The following is a 19,666-nucleotide window of genomic DNA, read 5'->3' as shown; positions in this document are numbered from 1 at the left end:
CGCCTACGTCTAAGGCTTCGGCACGGCGATGACTTTCGACATCTCCGACGTCTGCCGCCAGCCTTCACCCTGATACAGGGGCTTGCCCACCTCCGTGGCATGCAGGATCGCAAACGTGGCGCCACGCCGCGCCAACTCGGCCTCGGCCAGTACCATCAACTGCCTGGCCATGCCGCGCTTGCGATGCAATGGATCGACATAGACGTTCAGCACATAGCCGCGTTTGTCCAGGTCCGGATGGGCCGGGTGCGGCGGCCAGTCGATCAGCATCAGCCCGACGCCTGCCACGGGCCGCGTGCCGTTGAGCGCGAAGAATCCAAAATAGCTGCCATCGGCAAGCCGCGGACGCAGCCAGTCGCGGAAGTGGGCCGTCATCGTGCGCAGCGTATCGGCGGCAAAGCCGGCTTCCTGGAACATCGCCTCGCGGTGACGGCAGATCAGTTCCAGATCGTCCGGTTCAATCGTACGAACATCCATATGTGAAATCGAAGTAACGATGGCGCGCGGCAATCGCACCGCGCCGGAACAACCCCTTGCCGCAACAGGCGCGCCATGACTCGCGCCTGTGCAGCAGTGGGCCATTCTAAAGGGCTGCCGGAACGGGCGCAGCCGTCATCGGGTGGCAGTCATCAAGTTTCGGACATCTGCCACCCGCGCCGCTGCATATCGCAACGGTGAATGCATTCTTGCCTGCGCGGCGACGTATTGAAATAAGACGGTTCTGAAAGCGATTCGAACGCTTCCGAACGCTTCCGAACGCTTCCGATTGCTCCCGATTGCCGCCAATCCGGTCAGCCAGGGTTTCCGTCTGCCGCCCCGCCCTGCCGCACCGTGACCAGCCGATCCAGCAGCGCGCGATCGGCCAGCAGGCTGGCGCTATCCGAGCGATGCACAACCCGGCCGCGATCCAGCACCAGCGCCTGGCGGGTCATGGCCAGCGCCATGCGCGCGTGCTGTTCCACCACGATCACTGCCATGCCGCTATCGGCAATCAGTCCCGCGATCACGCGCTGCAGCTCCTGCACGATGATCGGCGCCAGGCCCTCCAGCGGTTCGTCGAGCAGCAGCAGCGCCGGGTTGACCATCAGCGCCCGCGCAATCGCCAGCATCTGCTGCTCGCCACCGGACAACTGGTTGCCAAGATTGCTCCGCCTTTCCTCCAGCCTGGGAAATATCCGATAGATTTTCGGCACGTCCCAAGGACCCGGCCGCGCCACGGCACTCAGATGCTCCTCGACCGTCAGCGACGGAAACACCCAACGCTCCTGCGGCACCCAGCCGATGCCTGCCTGCGCACGGCGGTGCGGCGGCGTCCGGCCGACGTCCCTGCCCTGCCAGAACACGGTTCCGCCACGCACGCGCGTAAAGCCCATCAGCGTAGCCAGCAACGTGCTCTTGCCCACGCCATTGCGGCCCAGCAGCGCCAGGCTGTCACCGGCGTCCAGCGTCAGATCGACGTGCTCAAGCACCACCGCATCGCCATAGCCAGCGCTGATGCCCTCCACGCGCAGCAGCTCAGTCATGCGCGGCCTCCCCGAGATAAACCTCTTTGACGCGCGGATCGGCGGCAATCTCGGCCGGCGTCCCCTCGGTCAACACACGGCCCGCCACCAGTACCGTGATGCGCTCGGCAAAGCGGAACACCAGGTCCATGTCGTGCTCGATGAAGAGGATCGTGATATCGCGTGGCAAGGCCGCGATCACCGCAAAGAGCTCGGCGCTATCTCCAGCAGGGATGCCCGCCGCCGGTTCGTCCAGCAGCAGGATCGATGGCTGCGTGGCCAGCGCCAGGGCAATCTCCAGCAGGCGCTGCTTGCCGTACGGTAGGTGCCGTGTTTCGGTATCGGCGTCGCGCTCCAGCCGTAGCAGCGCCAGAACCGACATAGCCTCGTCCACCAGCGCTGTCTGCGAGGTCACGGTGCGCGCCCAGATACGCGACGCACCGGTGCGCTCCGCCACCGCCAGCACCACCGATTCCAGCACCGTCAGCCCTGGAAACAGCGTATTGATCTGAAACGTGCGCGTCATGCCCAGCTTCACGCGCGCGTGCTGCGGCAGCGACGTGATCTCGCGCTCGCCCAGCCAGATGCGACCCGCCGAGGGCGGCAGCGCGCCCGTCAACAGATTGATGAACGTAGTCTTGCCCGCGCCATTCGGGCCGATCAACGCGTGGCGCGCGCCCGGTGCAAACGTCAGCGATATGTCGGTATTGGCGGCAAATGCACCCCACGACTTGCACAGTCCTTCCGTACGCAGCGTGGCGGTCATGCGTCGGCTCCCCGTTCCATCGCCGCACCCGCGCGCCTGCGCGCCACCAATGCACTGACCGCGCCCATCACCCCGCCTCTGGCAAACAGCACGATCAGCACCAGCAGCAGCCCGATCCAGAACTGCCAGTACACGGGGTTGATGCCGGCCAGCACATCCTGCGCGATCATGAACAGCGCCGCACCGACCAGTGCGCCATAGAGCCGGCCGGTGCCGCCCAGCACCAGCATCACCAGCAACTCCGCCGAGCGCGGAAAGCCGAGCACATCCATGCCGACGAACTGCGTGGTTTGTGCGAGCAGTCCCCCCGCCACGCCGGCAATCGCCGCCGATACCGTGAAGACCGTCCTCAGGCGCTGTGGCACGTTGGCGCCCAGTGCGGGCATACGCCTCGCACCTTCGCGCACACCGCGCAGCGACAGGCCGAACGGTGACGCCACGATCCGCCGCACCAGCACGAATAGCAGGAACAGCACCACAAGGCTGTAGACGTAGGCCGTCTTGCCGAACAGATCGAATTCGAACACACCGAGCAGACGGTTCATCGTCACACCGGACAGCCCATCGACGCCGCCCGTCAGAAACGCCGCCTTGTTGGCCGCCTCGAACAACATCAGGCCGATACCGAGGGTGACCATCAGGCGCGTCAGGTCGCCACCACGCACCACCAGGTAGCTGCAGAGCCATCCGGCCATCGCCGCGACTGCCGCTGCGGCAAACAGGCCCGAGACCGGCTCGCCCCAGCCATGCGCGCCGAGCAGCCCCGCCGTATAGGCCCCCAGGCCGAAGAACGCGGCGTGCCCCAGCGATACGATGCCCGCATAGCCGAGAATCAGGTCGAGCGACAACGCGAACAATCCGGCGATCAGGATCTGACTGCCGAGGATCAGGTAATCGGGCAGTGCGAAGAACGCGGCCACGGGCACCAGCCAGAACACGATCTCGGCCGGATGCCAGCGGCCATCGGGCAGCCGATGCGGCGGGCGGGTGGGTTTCATGCGGCGCGCCTCCCGTAGAGTCCGGCGGGAAACGCCACCAGCAGCAGCACCATCATCGCGTAGATCACGAAGGCGCCAACCGCTGGCACATAGTATTTGCCGGCAACATCGGCCACGCCCAGCACGATTGCCGCCACCAGCGACCCTCGGATGCTGCCCGCACCGCCAACCGCCACCACCAGCAGGAAGTAGACCATGTACTTCAACGGAAACGTGGGATCGAGCCCCAGCACATCGATACCCAGGCCGCCGCCAAGCCCGGCCAGCCCGGACCCTAGCGCGAAGGTCAGGCTGAACACCCGGCCTACATCGATACCCAGCCCGCTGGCGGCCTGCTGGTTGTCCACCGCCGCGCGCACCTGCGCGCCAAAGCGCGTGCGGGCCACCAGCCAACCCAGCACCACCGTGATGACGATAACCACGGCCAGCAGGAACAGCCGGTAGGCGCCCAGTTCCAGCCCGGCCACCTTGATCTGGCCAATCAGGAAATCGGGCAATTCCACCGGTTGCTGTCCGGGGCCGAAGAACCACGTGGCACCCGCCATCGCCATGAAGGTCAGGCCGATGGAGAACAGCACCTGGTCGAGATGGCTGGCGCGATAGAGCCGGCGATAGAGCGTGCGTTCAAGCAGCCAGCCCACCAGCGCGGCGCCCAGAAACGCCACCGGCAGCGCGGCCAGGAACGGCACGCCGAGCCGGCTCATCAGCACCACCGAAACATAGCCGCCCAGCATCGCAAAGGCGCCGTGCGCGAGGTTGACGAAGTTCATCAGGCCCATCGTCACCGACAGGCCGATGCTGATCAGGAACAGCAGGCTGCCGTATGTCACGCCGTCGAACAGCACGCCGGGCAAGCTCGATATCACGATCGGGTCCTCTTCAAGGGTCGATGATCGCTGCTGGATAGGGAAAGTACGCGCCGATTGTTCAGTGGGCGCCGCTTTTTTGCAATCGGGCGCGACCCGCGCCGCAACGAATGTCAGGTTTACATCGCCCCGCGCAAGCGCTAAGGTCGTCTGGACCAGACCGTTCGAGGAACGCAAGCCATGCCGATCGACCGCCGCACATTTCTGGGACTCACCGCCACGCTGGCCGCACTGCCGTCCAGCCCCGCCCTGGCAGCCACCGCGCAGGCCGCCACCGTGGAAGCGCCAATGCGCCGCAGGATTCCAGGCACCGGCGAGCAGTTGCCCGTCATCGGCATGGGTACGGCTGATACGTTCAACGTCGGCAAGAGCAGGGAAGAGCGTGCACCGCAGGCCGAAGTCCTGGCCATGCTGCTACAGCGCATTCCCAAGGCCGTGGTGGATACCGCGCCAAGCTACGGCAACGCCGAAACCGTGACCGGAGACCTGCTTCAGGCAGCCAGTGCGCGCGCCAACGTATTTCTGGCGACGAAGATTTCGTCGAACGCATCCGGCACCGTGGCGCAATTCACCGAATCGCGGATGGACTTGCACTCCGACAGCGTCGATTTGCTGCAGGTGCACAACCTGATCGACTGGCGCAACAACCTCCGAATCCTTCGGCTGGTCAAGGAACAGGGCAAGACTCGCTATATCGGCATCACGCACTACCGCGACGACGCGCATGAAGAGCTTGCTCAGATTCTGCGCAACGAGAAAGTGGACTTTCTGCAGGTCAACTATTCACTGGCCGAACGCAACGCGGAAAAGTCGCTGCTGCCGTTGTGCGAGGAACGCGGCGTGGCCGTGCTGGTGAACCGGCCATTCCAGGACGGGCGACTGTTCGCCGCCGTTCGCGGCAAGCCGTTGCCCGACTGGGCCGGCGAGATCGACTGCAATTCCTGGGGGCAGCTGTTCCTGAAGTTCATCGTCAGCCATCCCGCCGTGACGGCCGCGATTCCCGCCACCTCGAAGCCAAAGAATATGGCGGACAACCTCGGCGCCGCCTTCGGCCGCATGCCGGATACGCGCGAGCGCGCTCGCATTGCGGCGGCATTAGCCTGACGCGCGCGCTGACATGGACACACCCGACCCGCATCCCGACGCGCCGCGTACCGGACGGCTGCTTGGCGTGCGCGCTGGCGAGATGCCGGCCGTGGTGGCTGGCTTTCTCTTTTTCTTCTGCCTGTTCGCCAGCTACTTCATGCTGCGGCCCGTGCGTGAAACGATGGGCATCGCCGGAGGCGTCAAGAATCTGCAGTGGCTGTTCACGGCGACATTCGTCGTGATGCTCGTGGCGATCCCGTTCTACGGCGCGTGCTGCAAATGGCTGCCGCGCCGGCGCTTCGTGCCGTGGGTCTATGCGTTTTTCATCGCCAATCTGCTGGTCTTCGCCTTCGCCACGCGGGCGATGCCAGACAACGTATGGCTGGCGCGCGTGTTTTACGTCTGGCTGTCGGTATTCAACCTGTTCGTCGTGTCGGTGGCCTGGAGCCTGATGGCCGACGTGTTCCGTCCCGAACAGGCGCGGCGGCTGTTCGCGCTGATTGCCGCGGGCGCCAGCGCGGGCGGACTGACTGGCCCCGTGCTCGGCGGATGGCTCGTAGGCGGCATCGGCCTGACCGGGCTGATGCTGTTGTCGGCGGCATTGCTCGCGGCAACGTTGCCCGGCGTCGGCTTTCTGTTCGCGTGGCGGCGCAAGCTTGGCGCGGGAGCACCGGGCGCCTCCACGCCCTCGCCGGACCCCGCGCAACCGGTGGGCGGCGGCTTGTGGGCCGGGCTGGGACTGATCATGCGGTCACACTATCTGCTGGGCATCAGCCTGTTCGTGATCCTGTTGGCGACGTCGAGCACGTTTCTGTATTTCGAGCAGGCGCGGCTGGTATCGGAGGCGTTCCCCTCGCGCGCGCAGCAGACACAGGTGTTCAGCGCGCTCGATGCCACGGTCCAGGGGCTGACCATTCTGGTGCAGGTCTTCTTCTCCGGGCGCGTGGCCAGACGCTATGGCGTCACCGCGTTGCTGACATCGGTACCGCTGGCCGTCACCGCCGGCTTTGTGGTGCTGGCCATGTGGCCCACGTTCGCGGTGCTCGCGGCGGCGATGATCGTGCGGCGCGTGGGAGAGTACGCGATGCTGCGGCCCGGGCGCGAGATGCTCTTCACGGTTGTGGATCCCGAGACCAAGTACAAGGCCAAGAACGTCATCGACACCGCGATCTATCGCGCTGGCGACGCGGTGAGTGCCTGGGTCAAAACGGGGATCGACGCATTGTCGGGCCATCCCGCCACCGTTGCATTGGCGGGCGCCGTGCTCGCCATCGTGTGGGCAGGGCTGGGCTGGTGGCTCGGCCGCCGCCATGAAGGACAGCTGTCCGTGTCGGCATCGGGAGGATCTGTACTGCCTGGCGCCGCGCGCGGCAGCCGATAATCGCGCACCCGTCTGGCCGCATCGTGCCGATGCCCGTATAGTCTTGGCCTGTCAGCGGCGCTTGTCTCGCCGCCCTACCTCATTTCGCTCAGGAGTCGCCTCATGAAAACCAAAGCCGCCATCGCCTGGAAAGCCGGTGCCCCGCTCACCGTTGAAGAGGTGGACCTCGACGGCCCGCGCGCCGGCGAAGTGCTCGTCGAAGTCAAGGCAACCGGCATCTGCCACACCGACTACTACACGCTGTCCGGCGCCGATCCCGAAGGCATTTTCCCGGCCATCCTGGGCCATGAAGGCGCGGGCATCGTGACGGACGTCGGCCCCGGCGTAACCTCGCTGAAGCCGGGCGATCACGTGATTCCGCTCTACACGCCGGAATGCCGTCAGTGCAAGTTCTGCCTGTCGCGCAAGACCAACCTGTGCCAGGCCATCCGCTCCACGCAGGGCAAGGGCCTGATGCCCGATGGCACGTCGCGCTTCTCGATCGATGGCAAGCCGATCTTCCACTACATGGGTACGTCGACCTTCGCCAACCACATCGTGGTGCCCGAAATCGCACTGGCAAAGATCCGGCCCGATGCGCCGTTCGACAAGGTCTGCTATATCGGCTGCGGCGTCACCACTGGCGTGGGCGCGGTGCTGTTCACGGCCAAGGTGGAAGCCGGCGCCAACGTCGTGGTGTTTGGCCTGGGCGGTATCGGCCTGAACGTGATCCAGGCCGCGAAGATGGTGGGCGCCGACAAGATCATCGGCGTGGATATCAATCCGGGCCGCGAGGCGATGGCGCGCAAGTTCGGCATGACCCATTTCGTCAATCCGAAGACCGTCGAAAACGTGGTGGACCACATCGTGCAACTGACCGATGGCGGGGCCGACTACTCGTTCGAATGCATCGGCAATACGCAGGTCATGCGCCAGGCGCTGGAGTGCTGCCACAAGGGCTGGGGCAAGTCGATCATCATCGGCGTGGCCGAAGCCGGTGCCGAAATTTCGACGCGGCCGTTCCAGCTGGTGACGGGGCGCGAGTGGAAGGGTTCGGCGTTTGGTGGCGCCCGTGGCCGTACCGATGTGCCGAAGATCGTCGACTGGTACATGGAAGGCAAGCTCAACATCGACGACCTCATCACGCATACGCTGCCGCTTGACCGCATCAATGAAGGCTTCGACCTGATGAAGCGAGGCGAATCGATCCGATCCGTCGTCCTGTACTGAGGCACCGCACATGGAACTGCTGTCAGAACACGGCTGCCACGGCGGCGTCCAGCGCTTCTACCAGCACCAGTCGGCGGCCATCGGGCTGCCGATGCGGTTCTCGGTCTTCCTGCCGCCACAGGCGCTGATGCCGAACGCGGGGCGCCTGCCCACGCTGTTCTATCTGGCCGGCCTGACCTGCACCGAGGAAACGTTCATGATCAAGGCCGGCGCCCAGCAATACGCTGCGCAACACGGCCTGATCCTTGTTGCGCCCGACACCAGCCCGCGCGGCGCGCACGTGCCGGGAGAAGCGGATGCATGGGACTTTGGCGTCGGCGCGGGTTTCTATGTCGATGCCATCGAAGCACCGTGGCGCATGCACTGGCGCATGGAAAGCTACGTGGCCGATGAACTGTTCCATCTGGTCACCAGCGAGCTGCCTGCCGACGCGGCGCGCGTCGGCATCTTCGGCCACTCGATGGGCGGGCACGGTGCGCTGGTACTCGCGCAGCGCCATCCGCAACGGTTTCGCTCGGTGTCCGCGTTCGCACCGATCGCGGCGCCATCGCAATGCCCGTGGGGCATGAAGGCGTTCACGGGCTACCTGGGCGAGGACCGCGGCCGCTGGGCCCAGCACGACGCCAGCGCGCTGATGGCTGCACAGGCATCGGCGCCGTTCCCGTCCGGCATCCTGGTCGACCAGGGCCTGGCCGATAAATTTCTGGCCGAACAGCTCCATCCGGAAGCCTTCGAGGCCGCGTGCAAAAAGGCCGGCCAGCCGTTGACGCTACGCCGGCATGAGGGCTACGACCACGGGTACTACTTCATCGCCACGTTCATTGCCGACCATCTGCGGCATCATGCGGAGAGACTTTGAGCGTTGACGTACCGGCGCCGGCTCAGCCGGCGCTGCAGTGCTCCCGCTCGCACGGGATGCCGTCGTTATCCCCGTCGATCTTCACGCCCGGACAGTTGCGCAGGTAGAACTTCGCTTCCTCGCACGATGTCATCTGATGGCAGCGGGTCTTGCCTTCGCAGCGGAAGGCTGGCGAGCTGACGGGCTGGGAGCGCGGCATCACGACTGACGCCGAAGGCTGTTCGGCCGCCGGTGCCACGGACATGGCCTCCAGCCGGGCTTGTTTCTGGTGTTGGTAGTAGAAATACCCGGCGATACACAGCACGGCGACCAGCATCAGCTTACGCATGGATTCTCCCTGAATATTGTTTTGCTTTTGGGCGAAATGATACTGGAGGCGCCGCGCTCGGCGTTTTTGAGACACCTCGCCTGGCAAGCGTATGATTTGACTTCCGCCCCCCGCATCGCAACGCCATGACTTCCGCCCCCTATCGCCCTCACCCCATCGTCATGCTGTCCGCCCGGCAGCTTTCCGAAGCGATTCACGCAAAAACGGTGTCGAGTCGTGAAGTCATCTCGGCCTATCTGGCGCATATCGCGGCGGTGAATCCGGGATGCAATGCGATCGTCGCGCAGCAGGATGAGGCCGCGCTGATGCGCGAGGCGCAGGCTGCCGACGATGCGCTCGCGCGAGGCGAATCGTCGGGCTGGATGCACGGCATGCCGCAAGCGCCGAAAGACCTGGCGATGACGCGCGGTATCCGCACGACCTACGGGTCACCGATCTTCAAGGACAATGTGCCGGCCAGCGATTCGGTCATCGTGGAGCGCATGCGCCGTGCTGGCGCAATCCTGATCGGCAAGACCAACACCCCGGAATTCGGACTCGGCTCGCACACATTCAATCCGGTCTACGGTGCCACGCGCAACCCGTATGACCCGACGCGCTCGGCTGGCGGCAGTAGCGGTGGTGCGGCAGCCGCGCTGGCGCTACGCATGCTGCCCGTTGCCGACGGTAGCGACTTTGGCGGATCACTGCGTAACCCGGCGGCATTCTGCAATGTGTTTGGATTCCGGCCGTCGGCGGGGCGCGTGCCGTATGGCCCGACACCCGAGCTGTTTCTGCCGCAACTGGGCTGTGAAGGCCCGATGGCCCGCAATGTGGAAGACCTGGCGCTGCTGCTTGCCACCCAGTCCGGACCCGACGCCCGTACCCCGCAGGCGCTGCCCGAAGAACCCACGCTGGCCGCGCTGACGCCCCAGAACGTCGGCAATATGCTCAAGGCCGACCTCTCAGGCAAGCGCGTGGCATGGCTTGGCAATTGGGGCGGCTACCTGCCGATGGAAGACGGGATTCTCTCGCTATGCGAACAGGCGTTGCGGTTCTTTCCCGACTTCGGCGTTCAGGTCGATGCGATCCAGCCGCCCTACCCGCCTGAGAAAATCTGGCAGACCTGGCTCGTGCATCGCCACTTCCTGACCGGCAACGCACGGATATCGCTCTATACCAACCCCGCGACGCGCGCACAGTTGAAGCCCGAGGCCATCTGGGAAATTGAAGGCTCGCTAGCCCTCAAGGCCGCCGACCTGTACACGGCAAGCGTGCAGCGCAGCGCGTGGTATCAGGCCTTGCTGCGCACGTTCGAACAATTCGACTACATCGCCGTACCCACCGCGCAAGTCTTTCCGTTCGACGTCGAGCAGCATTGGCCGAAGTCCATCGCCGGCCAGCCGATGGACACCTATCACCGCTGGATGGAAGTAGTGGTGGCGTGGACGCTATCGGGTTGCCCCGTCATCAGCGTGCCAGTGGGATTCAATACGGAAGGCTTGCCGATGGGCATGCAGCTGATCGGGCGTCCGCGTGACGACTTGAGCGTGCTGCGCTTGGCGGCCGCGTATGAAGCCACGCGCGACTGGGTCAACGACCGGCTGCCGCCCGCGATCGAAAGCTGAGCGTTACTGTTACTGGCTCCCCTCATCCGCTTGTGGGAGCCTGCATCGCACGATCAGGCCACGCGCCGCAGTTGCCGCGCGGAAGCACCAAACAGCGGCGCGGCGCGATCCGCGGCAAGCTTGATGCGCTCGGCCAGCGCACCGTTGCCCACCTGATAGCCGTCGAAATCGGCCGTCGACGCGTACACGCCAATCGGCAGCGTCAGCGCCTGCAGGAAGCTGAACAACGGACGCAACTGATGCTCCAGGACCAGTGCATGGCGATCGCTGCCGCCGGTGGCCGCCAGTAGCACGGGCTTGTCGGCCAGCGCGTCCATGCCCACCAGGTCAAACAGATGCTTGAAGTGCCCAGGGAACGAACCGCGATACACGGGGGCGGCGGCAATCAGCAGATCGGCCGATTCGATGGCCGCGACCTGGGCCTCGATCTCGGCCGGCAGTTCCTGGCGCGTCAGCGCCGCGCCCAGCGGGCGGGCGATCTCGCTCAGGTCCACGATCCGGGTATCGAGCACGAGCCGCTGCTCAAGCTCTGCCAGGAGCGCCTGAATCAGCACCAGCGTGCGCGACGGTTGATGGGCGCTGCCATTGACGGCGACAACTTTCAGCGGCGTGGACACAATCTATCTCCGGGGGCGAAAAGGCATTCCTCGTACCTTAGCGCCGTCGTCCGACGATGCGAACGAACCAATTCAAATATGCATAGATGCGAAAACGGCAGCCCGGGCGTGAACCCAGGGCTGCCGTTTCGCTTGCCGCAGCAATACCGTTCGTTATTGCGCGAAGCGGCTTAGAACGACGGCACCATCGCGCCCTTGAACTGCGTCTTCATGAACTGGCGCACTTCCTCGGACTGGTAGGCGGCCACGAGCTTCTTCACCCACGGCTTGTCCTTGTCCTGCGTACGAACGACGATGATGTTCGCGTAGGGGCTGTGGATGTCTTCCAGCGCAATCGCGTTCGTGGTGGGCTGCAGGCCGGCGGCCAGCGCGTAGTTCGTGTTGATCACGGCGGCGGCCACGTCAGGCAGTGCGCGGGCCAGTTGCGCAGCGTCCAGTTCCACGATCTTGATCTTCTTCGGGTTCTCGGCAATGTCCAGCGGCGTGGCGTTCACACCGTTCGTGCCCACGCCCGGCTTCAGCTTGATCACGCCCTGCGCGGCCAGCAGCAGCAGCGCGCGGTTCTCGTTCGACGGATCGTTGGGCACGGCCACCTTGGCGCCTTGCTGCAGATCCTTCGCCGACTTCAGGTTCTTCGAGTAGATGCCGAGCGGCGAAATATAGGTGTAGCCAACGCTGACCATCTTGTAGCCACGCTGCTTGATCTGGCTGTCCAGATACGGTTGATGCTGGAAGCTGTTGGCGTCGAGGTCGCCCGCATCCAGCGCGGCGTTCGGCTGCACGTAGTCGTTGAATTCCACGACCTTTACGTTCAGGCCATTCTTCTTGGCCACTTTCTGCACCACCTGCCAGACTTCGGCATCCGGGCCGCTGACGGTACCAAGGCGAACGGTCTGTTCCTGTGCCACCGCGTTGCCGGCAGCCACCACGCCCAGTGCCACGGTAGCGGCGGCCAGGGTCTTCGTGATCGAGAGCATTTTCATAGGTATTGTTTTTCCTGGGAATCGAGGAGCGGCCGCACCGGATAGGTGCGGCCGAGGCGCAAGCTTACCTCAATGCGCCATTGGCTGATGGTCAACCGGGGTGCCCGCTTCCTTGCCCACGGGATGGCTGGCGATGGCCGGCGCGTTCTGCCAGCCGCCACCGAGTGCCAGGAAAAGATTGATCTGATCCATCGCCACCTGCGCATCCGACGCGGCCAGTGCGGCATCGGTATTTGCCAGCGTGCGATCGGCATCCAGGCTTTGCAGGTACGGCGAACGGCCGGCCTGCCACAGCAGGCGGTTCTGTCGCGCGGCCTCGTCGGCCTTGTCACGCGCGGCGCGCAGCGATGCATTGCGTTCCAGCTCGTGCGTGTACGCGGACAGCGCGCTCTGCGTTTCGCGCAGCGCCTTGAGCACCACGCCGTCGAAGTGCGCGAGCGCGCCTTCGGCACCGAACTCCATGTTGTGGATACGCGCGCGCGTGCCGCTGGTCGGGATGGTCCACGACAGCGCCGGCCCCCAGCCCCAGTGCGCGGTCGGCGCCTGGCCCAGGTGATCGAGAATACCGGTGAAGCCCGCCGACGCGCCGATGCGGATCTGCGGGAACAGATCGGCCGTAGCCACGCCGATCTTTGCCGTGGCCGACGCCAGTTCGCGTTCGGCCTGGCGCACGTCCGGACGGCGCTTGAGCAATGCGGTGCCATCGCCAACGGGCAGCGGCTGCTTCAATTCCGGCACGTGCTCGCACGCCACGCTCTTCACATCGAGCGCCATCGGCGGCTTGCCCAGCATCACGGCCAGCCGATAGGCGGCGCCTTCCTGCTCGGCGCGATACTTCGGCAATACGGCACGCAGCGAGTCTGCCTGCGCCTGCGCACGCAATAGGTCCGTAGGCTGGCCGCGCCCGGCGTCGACCAGTTTCTGCGCCAGCGTTACACCACGCTCCTGTAGATCGAGCTGGTGCTGGGCAACGTGCAGCTCGTGCGTGGCGGTGCAGCCTTGCACGTACGCACGCACGGTTTCGGCGACCACGCCCACGCGCGCCTGGTCCAGCGCCGCGTGACTGGCCTGTGCGGCTGCCAGCGCGGCTTCATCGGCACGCTTGAGCTTGCCCCAGAAGTCGATCAGGTACGACACCTCGAAACCGATGTCGCCGAAATTCATCACGGGGATTTTTTCCTCGTGCAGCAGCGGCTCGCCGGCAATCTGGCCGCGCTCCGCGCTGGCGCGGAATTTCGCTTCCGGCAGGTTTTCCGCTTCCACCTCGTGATAGACGGCAATCGACCGCTTGAGGTTGGCGGCCGCCACGCGCAGGTCCGTGTTGGCGACCAGCGCCTGCTGCACGAGTTCATCGATATGAGGATCGTCGTACAGACGCCACCAGTCGTTGGGCACGTCGGCGATCGATACGGCGTCGCTGCCGGTGTTGGCGAACGGGCCGTTGGCCGCGGCCGATTTGGCGGCGGCATCGTCGGGCACCTTATGGTCGGGGCCCAAGGTCATGCAGGCGGCCAGCGCCAACGGCAACATCGCCGCCAGCGTGACACGGGCAAAGCGTTTCACTGCAGCACTCCGGTTGCGGACGCGCCCTTTCCGGCCAGCGCGACCTTGTCATGCGAGGCACTCTTTTCCACGGCCGCCGCCGGCGCGGCAGTCTTGTCCGTCGTCTGGCCGTCGCCCTTCACGGACACCGTTGCGGTACGGCCAGCCACCAGGCGCACGTCCTCGGGCATCTGGTCGAACTGGATGCGCACCGGCACGCGCTGGGCCAGGCGCACCCAGTTGAACGTCGGGTTCACGTTCGGCAGCAGGTTCGAGCCATTGGTGCGGTCGCGGTCTTCGATACCGGCCGCGATGCTCTGGACGTGGCCCTGCAACACGCGCTTTTCGCCCATGATGCGGATATCCACCGGGCTGCCGATATGGATGCCCTGCAGCTTGGTTTCCTCGAAATAACCTTCCACGTGGAACGACTTCGAATCCACCATAGACAGCACGGGCTTACCGGTCACCACGTAGTCGCCCAGCCGAGGCAGGCGGTCGTTGACATAGCCTTCCACCGGACTCAGCACTTTCGTGCGTTCCAGGTTCAGCCTGGCCACGCCGATGGCGGCGTCGGCCTGGGCAAGCTGGGCTTCGCCCTGCTGCACCTTGGCCAATCCTTCCTCGACGATTTCCTTCGAGACCACGTCCGATAGCTTCTGGCTGCGCGTGGCCTCGCGGCGTGCCTGCGACAAGTTGGCACGCACCGCGGCGGCCGTCGCTTCGGCCTGGCGCAAGGCCAGTGCGTAGCGCTCATGGTCGATCTCGAACAGCACGTCGCCAGCCTTCACATGCTGGTTATCCTTGACCGCAATGTGCGTGACCAGCCCCGAGACATCGGGCGCCACCTGCACCACGTCGGCGCGGATATGGCCGTCGCGGGTCCACGGGGCCACTGTGTAGTAGTCCCAGAGATGCTTGACAACAACGGCGCCAACGGCGGTGACGGCCAGCGTCAGCACGACCGGCCCGAGCGATGAGAGTCTGAGTTTCATGATTGCAGCGAAGGCACCATCGCTACCACCCCACCGAGGATGATGGCGTACAGCGCCAGGTTGAAGAGGGACCGATGCCACACGAGCCGATAGAAGCCAACGCGCGACAACACCGCGCGGGCAACACTCGTGATGACGAACGCGACGAGCATCCACACCAGCAGGCTGGGGATGAACACGCCATAGATACTGATTTCACCGGGCATCATGCTTTTCCGGAAACAGGTGCCGGCAGCGCCGGCGGAAACAGGGCCACCTGCATGTCGACCAGCGCGGCCAGCGCCACGCGCGACCGCACCTTCTGCTGTGCGTTGGCCAGACGGGTACGCAGCGCGGCGGGCGGCGCATCGGCCGAGCCATCGAGGCGTGCCTTGTAGTACGTGGAGATGCTGCGCAGCACGCGCCGCACCGCATGCTGTTCATCGGCCGGCATCCCTTCCATTTCGCGTTGCAGCGCCAGCGCCGTCAATTCCACGCGTACTTCGCTGAAGCCATCGGACGAGACTTCGCTTTCGCTGGCAGCCAGCCGCGGCACCAGCTGCGCCAGGCGGTCCAGCATGCGCGCGCGCAGCCGGGTATGAGAGTCGGGATGCCTGCCCAGTGCGTTCTCGGCAATATCGCTCCAGCCCGCGCGCACCAGCCGGCGCGTGGCAGCCCTGGTGCCGAACGGCCGCACCACCAGCGTCCATACCAGCGCAAACGCGATGCCCGCGATACCAGCCAGATTGCTGTTGAAGAACGACTGGAAGTTGGCGCTGTAGGCGCCCTGAATGCCGATGTCGTTGGCGGTAACCACTGCCAGCGGCATGCCGATCATCGCCAGCCGCGGCTGCGCCACGAGCAGGCCGATGATCAGGTACGGCACCGCGAACATCAGCACCAGCATTTCAAAGTCGTGCGCGATCGGCAACACGGCAAACAGCATCACCAGCGAAATCAGCAGGCAGACCACGTTCCAGTTGAAGAACGACTGGATCATCGGCGCCGGTTCGTCGAGCGCGGCAAAGAAACAGCAGGAAATCGCGCCAAGCGCCACGGCGCCAGCGCCATCGGCCCAGCCCGTATGGATCCAGACCATGCCCATCGCAAAGATCGCCATCGCCACGGTCACCGTCGAGAACAGCAACATGCCGTGGTCGTAGTGGCGGGCGCGGCCCACCTCCCAGCGCAGGAATTCCGGCACCCACTGCCCTTCGATGTGCTTGTCGCCCAGGCGGCGGCACAGCGTCACGCAGTCGTGCCACAGCGCCAGCATCTGCTGCAGGCGATCTTCCGCCGCCGTGACCAGCGCGGCATCCCAACCCTCCTGCACGGGCGTCGACGTGAGTACCGGGCGCGCGTCTGATGCGGCACCGCCCTGGATCCAGTCCCGCACGGCCTGCATCTGCGCAGCCAGCGGCGCGGGCACACCACCAGCGGCCTGCATCGATTCGACGATCGTCGCCAGCGAAGACAACACTGGCAGCAGCATCGTCATGCGCCCGCGCAGTTCGCGCGCGGCGCGCACACGTGCCGCGCTCTCGGAGTCATAGCTCAACTGGCTGATCAACTGGTCCAGCGCCAGGATGTCGGCCGCCAGCCGATGGCGGCTATGGTGGCGCGAAACCTTGGTGCCCGGCGTCGCGGACAGCATGTCGGCGGCCCAAAGCGTGGCATCGGCCATCCATTGACGCGACTTGTCGCGCAGCACGTTGGCCACGCTGGCCGGCATGACAACGGCACCCACCACGGCCGCGCACAGGATGCCGAGGCAGATCTCTTCGGAACGGGCCACGGCCAGGTCGAAAATGCCAACCGGATTGTCGACCGACGGCAGCGCCACCAGCGGCAGCGTATAGGCGGCCAGCATAAAGACGTAGCTGCGCGGCGTGCGATGCAGCAGCGCCACGTACAACAGGCACGCTACCCAGACGGCCACTGCCCCCATCAGCAACGGCGGCGAGTTGACCAGCGGCGGCACCAGGGCCACGCCGGCGGCGGCGCCGATCAGCGTGCCAAGTACGCGGTATAGGGCTTTGGAACGAGTGGCACCGGTCAGCGGGTGCGCGACGATATAGACGGACCCCATCGCCCAGTACGGACGCGGCAGCCCCAGATACATCGCGATCCAGAGCGCCAGCATGGCGGCGATAAAGGCCTTGAAGGAGAAGATCCAGTCCCTGGCGGACGGCCAGCTAACCATGACGCTCAGGACTCCTGCTTGCCCGATGCAGAGGCAGCAGCGGCGCGCGAGAGCGCGTCGAGCACGCGCAGTGCCGCAGCCATGTCGCCTTCACTGACTTCCGCGAAGACTTCGGCGCGCAGCTGCTTGAGTTCCACCTCGATACGTTCGGCCATGCGATCGCCGGCCTCGGTCAGCGACAGCACATTGGCGCGCCGGTCGCTCGGGTCGACCTCACGGCGCACGAGGTCCGCCGCGCACAGCTGGTCGACCAACCGCACCAGCGTGGCGCCTTCCACGCCCACATAGTCAGCCAGGGTCACCTGGCGCACGCCACCACCAAGGCGACGGATAAACAGCAGGGGCGCGGCCGCGGCGGCCGAGATGCCGTGAGCGGTAACTGCGGCTTGACTGATCTGTCGCCACTGTCGACCGGACAGCATCAACTGACCGGTAAAGGCGAAACGGAGGGCGTCTATCGGGGGCATGGGCCGAATGATAGACGTGAATTAATTAGGATGCAAATGATTTCTTTGCGAACTAGTTCACGCCTGGTTTTCGCCACATGGCCCCAGGGCTTTATGTCACCCCACCGTGGCTGGCGACGCTGCGCGGAGGTTCTCCAGCATGTCATCGACCATTTCCTGCAGGCCGAACTGCGGCTTCCAGCCCCAATCCTGGCGGGCCGCGCGGTCGTCGATCGAATCGGGCCAGCCCTGGGCGATGGCCTGCCGGTAGTCGGGCTCATAACGAATCGTGAAACCCGGATCGCGCTTGCGAATCGCCTCGGCAATCTCCGCCGGGGTAAAGCTCATACCGGCCAGGTTGTAGCTGCCACGCTCGCGCACGGATTCGCGCGGCGCCTCCATCAGCTCCAGCGTGGCGCGGATGGCATCGGGCATGTACATCATCGGCAGCCGTTCGTCTTCCTTCAGGAAACACGTATAGGCCTCGCCGCGCACGGCGTAGTGGAAGATATCGACCGCGTAGTCCGTGGTACCGCCGCCGGGTGGCGTCTTGTGCGAGATCAGGCCCGGATAGCGCACGCTGCGCACATCGACGCCGTGATTCTCGAAGTACCAGCGGCACCAGCCCTCCCCGGCCTGCTTCGAAATGCCGTACACCGTGGTCGGCTCCATGACGGTCTTCTGCGGCGTGTCCACGCGCGGCGTGGTCGGGCCGAAGGCGGCGATCGAGCTGGGCCAGAACACACGTTCGATGCCGTGATGCCGCGCCGCTTCCAGCACGTTCAGCAGGCCCGTCATGTTCAGGTTCCACGCCCACTGCGGCGCCTTTTCGCCCGTGGCGGACAGCGCGGCGGCAAGCAGGTAGATCTGGTTGATGCCATGCCGCTCGATGACGGTGGTCAGTTCGCCACGATCGGTGACATTCAGCATTTCATGGGCGATATGCACATGGCGGCTGGTCGGCACCACATCGGACGTCACCACCTGTTCACGGCCGTAACGCTCCGCCAGCGCCAGTGCCAGTTCGGAGCCGAGCTGGCCGTTGGCGCCGATGATCAGAATCTTCGGCACGGTGTTGTTGACTGCTGCGTTCATTGAATCAACCCCAACTCACGGCCGGCCTTCGCAAAGGCGTCCAGCGCCTGTTGCAGCGTGCTTTCGTCATGGATCGCGCTCATCTGCACACGGATGCGCGCCTGCCCCTTCGGCACCACGGGATAAAAGAAGCCCACCACATAGACGCCCAGCTCCAGCAGGCGGTCGGCCAGCTTCTGCGCCTTTTCGGCGTCGTAGACCATGATCGGCACGATAGGATGGTCGCCCGGCTTGATGTCGAAGCCGAGTTTCACGATCCCCTCGCGGAAAAACCGGGTATTGCGTTCGAGCTTGTCGCGCAATTCGGTACTGGCCTCAAGGAGGTCGAGCACCGCGATGCTGGCGCCCACGATGGCCGGCGCAACGGTATTCGAGAACAGGTATGGCCTGGAGCGCTGACGCAGCAGTTCGATCACTTCCTTGCGCCCCGTGGTGAAGCCACCCGACGCGCCGCCAAGCGCTTTGCCCAGCGTGCCGGTGATGATGTCGATCTTGCCGAACAGCCCGCGCGCTTCGTGCGTGCCACGGCCACGCGGCCCCATGAAGCCCGAGGCATGACACTCGTCGATGCCCAGCAGCGCGCCGTACTCGTCGCAGATCTTGCGCATCTCGTCCAGGCGCGCCACGGTGCCGTCCATCGAGAACACGCCATCGGTGAATACCAGCTTGAAGCGTGCGCCCTCGGCGTCGGCCTGCTTCAGCTGCGCGCGCAGATCGTCCAGGTCGTTGTGCTTGTACCGATAGCGGCGCGCCTTGCACAAGCGGATGCCGTCGATGATCGACGCATGGTTCAGCTCATCGCTGATTACTGCGTCTTCCGGACCCAGCAGCGTCTCGAACAGTCCGCCGTTGGCATCGAATGCCGAACCGTAGAGGATGGTGTCCTCGGTGCCGAGGAAGCTGGCCAGCCGTCCTTCCAGCTCCTTGTGCAGGTCCTGCGTGCCGCAGATGAAGCGCACCGACGACATGCCGTAGCCATGCGTACGCAGCGCTTCGTGCGCGGCTTCCATTACCTTGGGGTGCGACGACAGGCCAAGATAATTGTTGGCGCACAGATTGATGACTTCGCGCCCGTCCGCGGTGCGGATGGTAGCCCCCTGCGGCGTGGCGATAATGCGCTCGCGCTTGTACAGCCCCGCTTCGCGGATGGCATCAAGCTCCGCACGGATCGATGCATAAAACGCCTCGGCACTCGACATGGCCA

Annotated in this window: 20 protein-coding genes; 5 read left to right on the top strand and 15 right to left on the bottom strand. The window is 65.1% G+C overall.

Annotated features, from left to right (window positions below):
* Window positions 1-9: 9 nt before the first annotated feature.
* From AC3FLX_RS29880 to AC3FLX_RS29860, 5 genes are all read right to left on the bottom strand, one after another.
* The gene (locus tag AC3FLX_RS29880; protein ID WP_488700954.1) at window positions 10-477 is read right to left on the bottom strand and encodes a GNAT family N-acetyltransferase; all 468 of its coding nucleotides are present in this window, start codon (window positions 475-477) and stop codon (window positions 10-12) included.
* A 314-nt stretch (window positions 478-791) separates the two neighbouring features.
* The gene (locus AC3FLX_RS29875) at window positions 792-1,523 is read right to left on the bottom strand and encodes an ABC transporter ATP-binding protein (RefSeq protein ID WP_488700953.1); all 732 of its coding nucleotides are present in this window, start codon (window positions 1,521-1,523) and stop codon (window positions 792-794) included.
* A complete protein-coding gene (locus tag AC3FLX_RS29870) occupies window positions 1,516-2,268 on the bottom strand; it encodes an ABC transporter ATP-binding protein (protein ID WP_488700952.1) in 753 nt (250 codons plus the stop codon). The genes AC3FLX_RS29875 and AC3FLX_RS29870 overlap by 8 nt, the downstream gene beginning before the upstream one ends.
* A complete protein-coding gene (locus AC3FLX_RS29865) occupies window positions 2,265-3,266 on the bottom strand; it encodes a branched-chain amino acid ABC transporter permease (RefSeq protein ID WP_488700951.1) in 1,002 nt (333 codons plus the stop codon). The genes AC3FLX_RS29870 and AC3FLX_RS29865 overlap by 4 nt, the downstream gene beginning before the upstream one ends.
* On the bottom strand, window positions 3,263-4,129 hold the full coding sequence (locus AC3FLX_RS29860; protein WP_488700968.1) for a branched-chain amino acid ABC transporter permease: 867 nt from the start codon (window positions 4,127-4,129) through the stop codon (window positions 3,263-3,265). The genes AC3FLX_RS29865 and AC3FLX_RS29860 overlap by 4 nt, the downstream gene beginning before the upstream one ends.
* Window positions 4,130-4,312: 183 nt before the next feature.
* Between AC3FLX_RS29860 and AC3FLX_RS29855 the strand changes: the two genes are divergently transcribed.
* The 4 genes from AC3FLX_RS29855 (at window position 4,313) to fghA (ending at window position 8,667) form a co-directional block, all read left to right on the top strand.
* Window positions 4,313-5,236 carry an aldo/keto reductase gene (locus tag AC3FLX_RS29855; protein WP_488700950.1) on the top strand — a complete coding sequence of 308 codons (924 nt, stop codon included), beginning with the start codon at window positions 4,313-4,315 and terminating at the stop codon, window positions 5,234-5,236.
* Window positions 5,237-5,249: 13 nt separating this feature from the next.
* Window positions 5,250-6,599, top strand: coding sequence for an NTP/NDP exchange transporter (locus AC3FLX_RS29850; protein ID WP_488700949.1), 1,350 nt, complete (start codon window positions 5,250-5,252; stop codon window positions 6,597-6,599).
* Window positions 6,600-6,701: 102 nt separating this feature from the next.
* Window positions 6,702-7,808, top strand: a complete 1,107-nt coding sequence (locus AC3FLX_RS29845; RefSeq protein WP_488700948.1) for an S-(hydroxymethyl)glutathione dehydrogenase/class III alcohol dehydrogenase — start codon at window positions 6,702-6,704, stop codon at window positions 7,806-7,808.
* Between the two features lie 10 nt (window positions 7,809-7,818).
* Window positions 7,819-8,667 carry an S-formylglutathione hydrolase gene (fghA, locus tag AC3FLX_RS29840; RefSeq protein WP_488700947.1) on the top strand — a complete coding sequence of 283 codons (849 nt, stop codon included), beginning with the start codon at window positions 7,819-7,821 and terminating at the stop codon, window positions 8,665-8,667.
* Between the two features lie 22 nt (window positions 8,668-8,689).
* Here fghA and AC3FLX_RS29835 read toward each other — a convergent pair whose 3' ends face one another.
* Window positions 8,690-8,995 (bottom strand): excalibur calcium-binding domain-containing protein, encoded by a 306-nt coding sequence (locus tag AC3FLX_RS29835; protein ID WP_488700946.1) that lies wholly within the window; start codon window positions 8,993-8,995, stop codon window positions 8,690-8,692.
* 125 nt (window positions 8,996-9,120) lie between these two features.
* Between AC3FLX_RS29835 and AC3FLX_RS29830 the strand changes: the two genes are divergently transcribed.
* Window positions 9,121-10,602, top strand: a complete 1,482-nt coding sequence (locus tag AC3FLX_RS29830) for an amidase (RefSeq protein WP_488700945.1) — start codon at window positions 9,121-9,123, stop codon at window positions 10,600-10,602.
* A 53-nt stretch (window positions 10,603-10,655) separates the two neighbouring features.
* Here AC3FLX_RS29830 and msuE read toward each other — a convergent pair whose 3' ends face one another.
* The 9 genes from msuE to kbl all read right to left on the bottom strand — a co-directional run bounded on the left by msuE (window position 10,656) and on the right by kbl (window position 19,661).
* Window positions 10,656-11,219, bottom strand: a complete 564-nt coding sequence (msuE, locus tag AC3FLX_RS29825; RefSeq protein WP_488700944.1) for an FMN reductase — start codon at window positions 11,217-11,219, stop codon at window positions 10,656-10,658.
* 170 nt (window positions 11,220-11,389) lie between these two features.
* On the bottom strand, window positions 11,390-12,202 hold the full coding sequence (locus AC3FLX_RS29820) for a MetQ/NlpA family ABC transporter substrate-binding protein (protein WP_488700943.1): 813 nt from the start codon (window positions 12,200-12,202) through the stop codon (window positions 11,390-11,392).
* A gap of 69 nt (window positions 12,203-12,271) precedes the next feature.
* The gene (locus AC3FLX_RS29815; RefSeq protein ID WP_488700942.1) at window positions 12,272-13,765 is read right to left on the bottom strand and encodes an efflux transporter outer membrane subunit; all 1,494 of its coding nucleotides are present in this window, start codon (window positions 13,763-13,765) and stop codon (window positions 12,272-12,274) included.
* Entirely contained in the window at window positions 13,762-14,739 is a 978-nt protein-coding gene (locus AC3FLX_RS29810) for an efflux RND transporter periplasmic adaptor subunit (RefSeq protein WP_488700941.1), read from the bottom strand. Before AC3FLX_RS29810 ends, AC3FLX_RS29815 begins: the two co-directional genes overlap by 4 nt.
* Entirely contained in the window at window positions 14,736-14,945 is a 210-nt protein-coding gene (locus AC3FLX_RS29805; RefSeq protein WP_488700967.1) for a DUF1656 domain-containing protein, read from the bottom strand. The genes AC3FLX_RS29810 and AC3FLX_RS29805 overlap by 4 nt, the downstream gene beginning before the upstream one ends.
* Window positions 14,945-16,921: an FUSC family protein gene (locus tag AC3FLX_RS29800; RefSeq protein ID WP_488700940.1), complete on the bottom strand. Its 1,977-nt coding sequence runs from the start codon at window positions 16,919-16,921 to the stop codon at window positions 14,945-14,947. Before AC3FLX_RS29800 ends, AC3FLX_RS29805 begins: the two co-directional genes overlap by 1 nt.
* A 5-nt stretch (window positions 16,922-16,926) precedes the next feature.
* Window positions 16,927-17,388: a MarR family winged helix-turn-helix transcriptional regulator gene (locus AC3FLX_RS29795; protein WP_488700939.1), complete on the bottom strand. Its 462-nt coding sequence runs from the start codon at window positions 17,386-17,388 to the stop codon at window positions 16,927-16,929.
* Window positions 17,389-17,484: 96 nt separating this feature from the next.
* Window positions 17,485-18,462, bottom strand: coding sequence for an L-threonine 3-dehydrogenase (locus tag AC3FLX_RS29790; RefSeq protein ID WP_488700938.1), 978 nt, complete (start codon window positions 18,460-18,462; stop codon window positions 17,485-17,487).
* Window positions 18,459-19,661 carry a glycine C-acetyltransferase gene (gene kbl, locus AC3FLX_RS29785; protein WP_488700937.1) on the bottom strand — a complete coding sequence of 401 codons (1,203 nt, stop codon included), beginning with the start codon at window positions 19,659-19,661 and terminating at the stop codon, window positions 18,459-18,461. Before kbl ends, AC3FLX_RS29790 begins: the two co-directional genes overlap by 4 nt.
* Window positions 19,662-19,666 lie beyond the last annotated feature (5 nt).

It is taken from the genome of Cupriavidus sp. 291-E7 (assembly GCF_057798835.1).
Note: the sequence above shows the minus strand (reverse complement) of the source record. Positions and strands in the feature narration are given on the sequence as shown.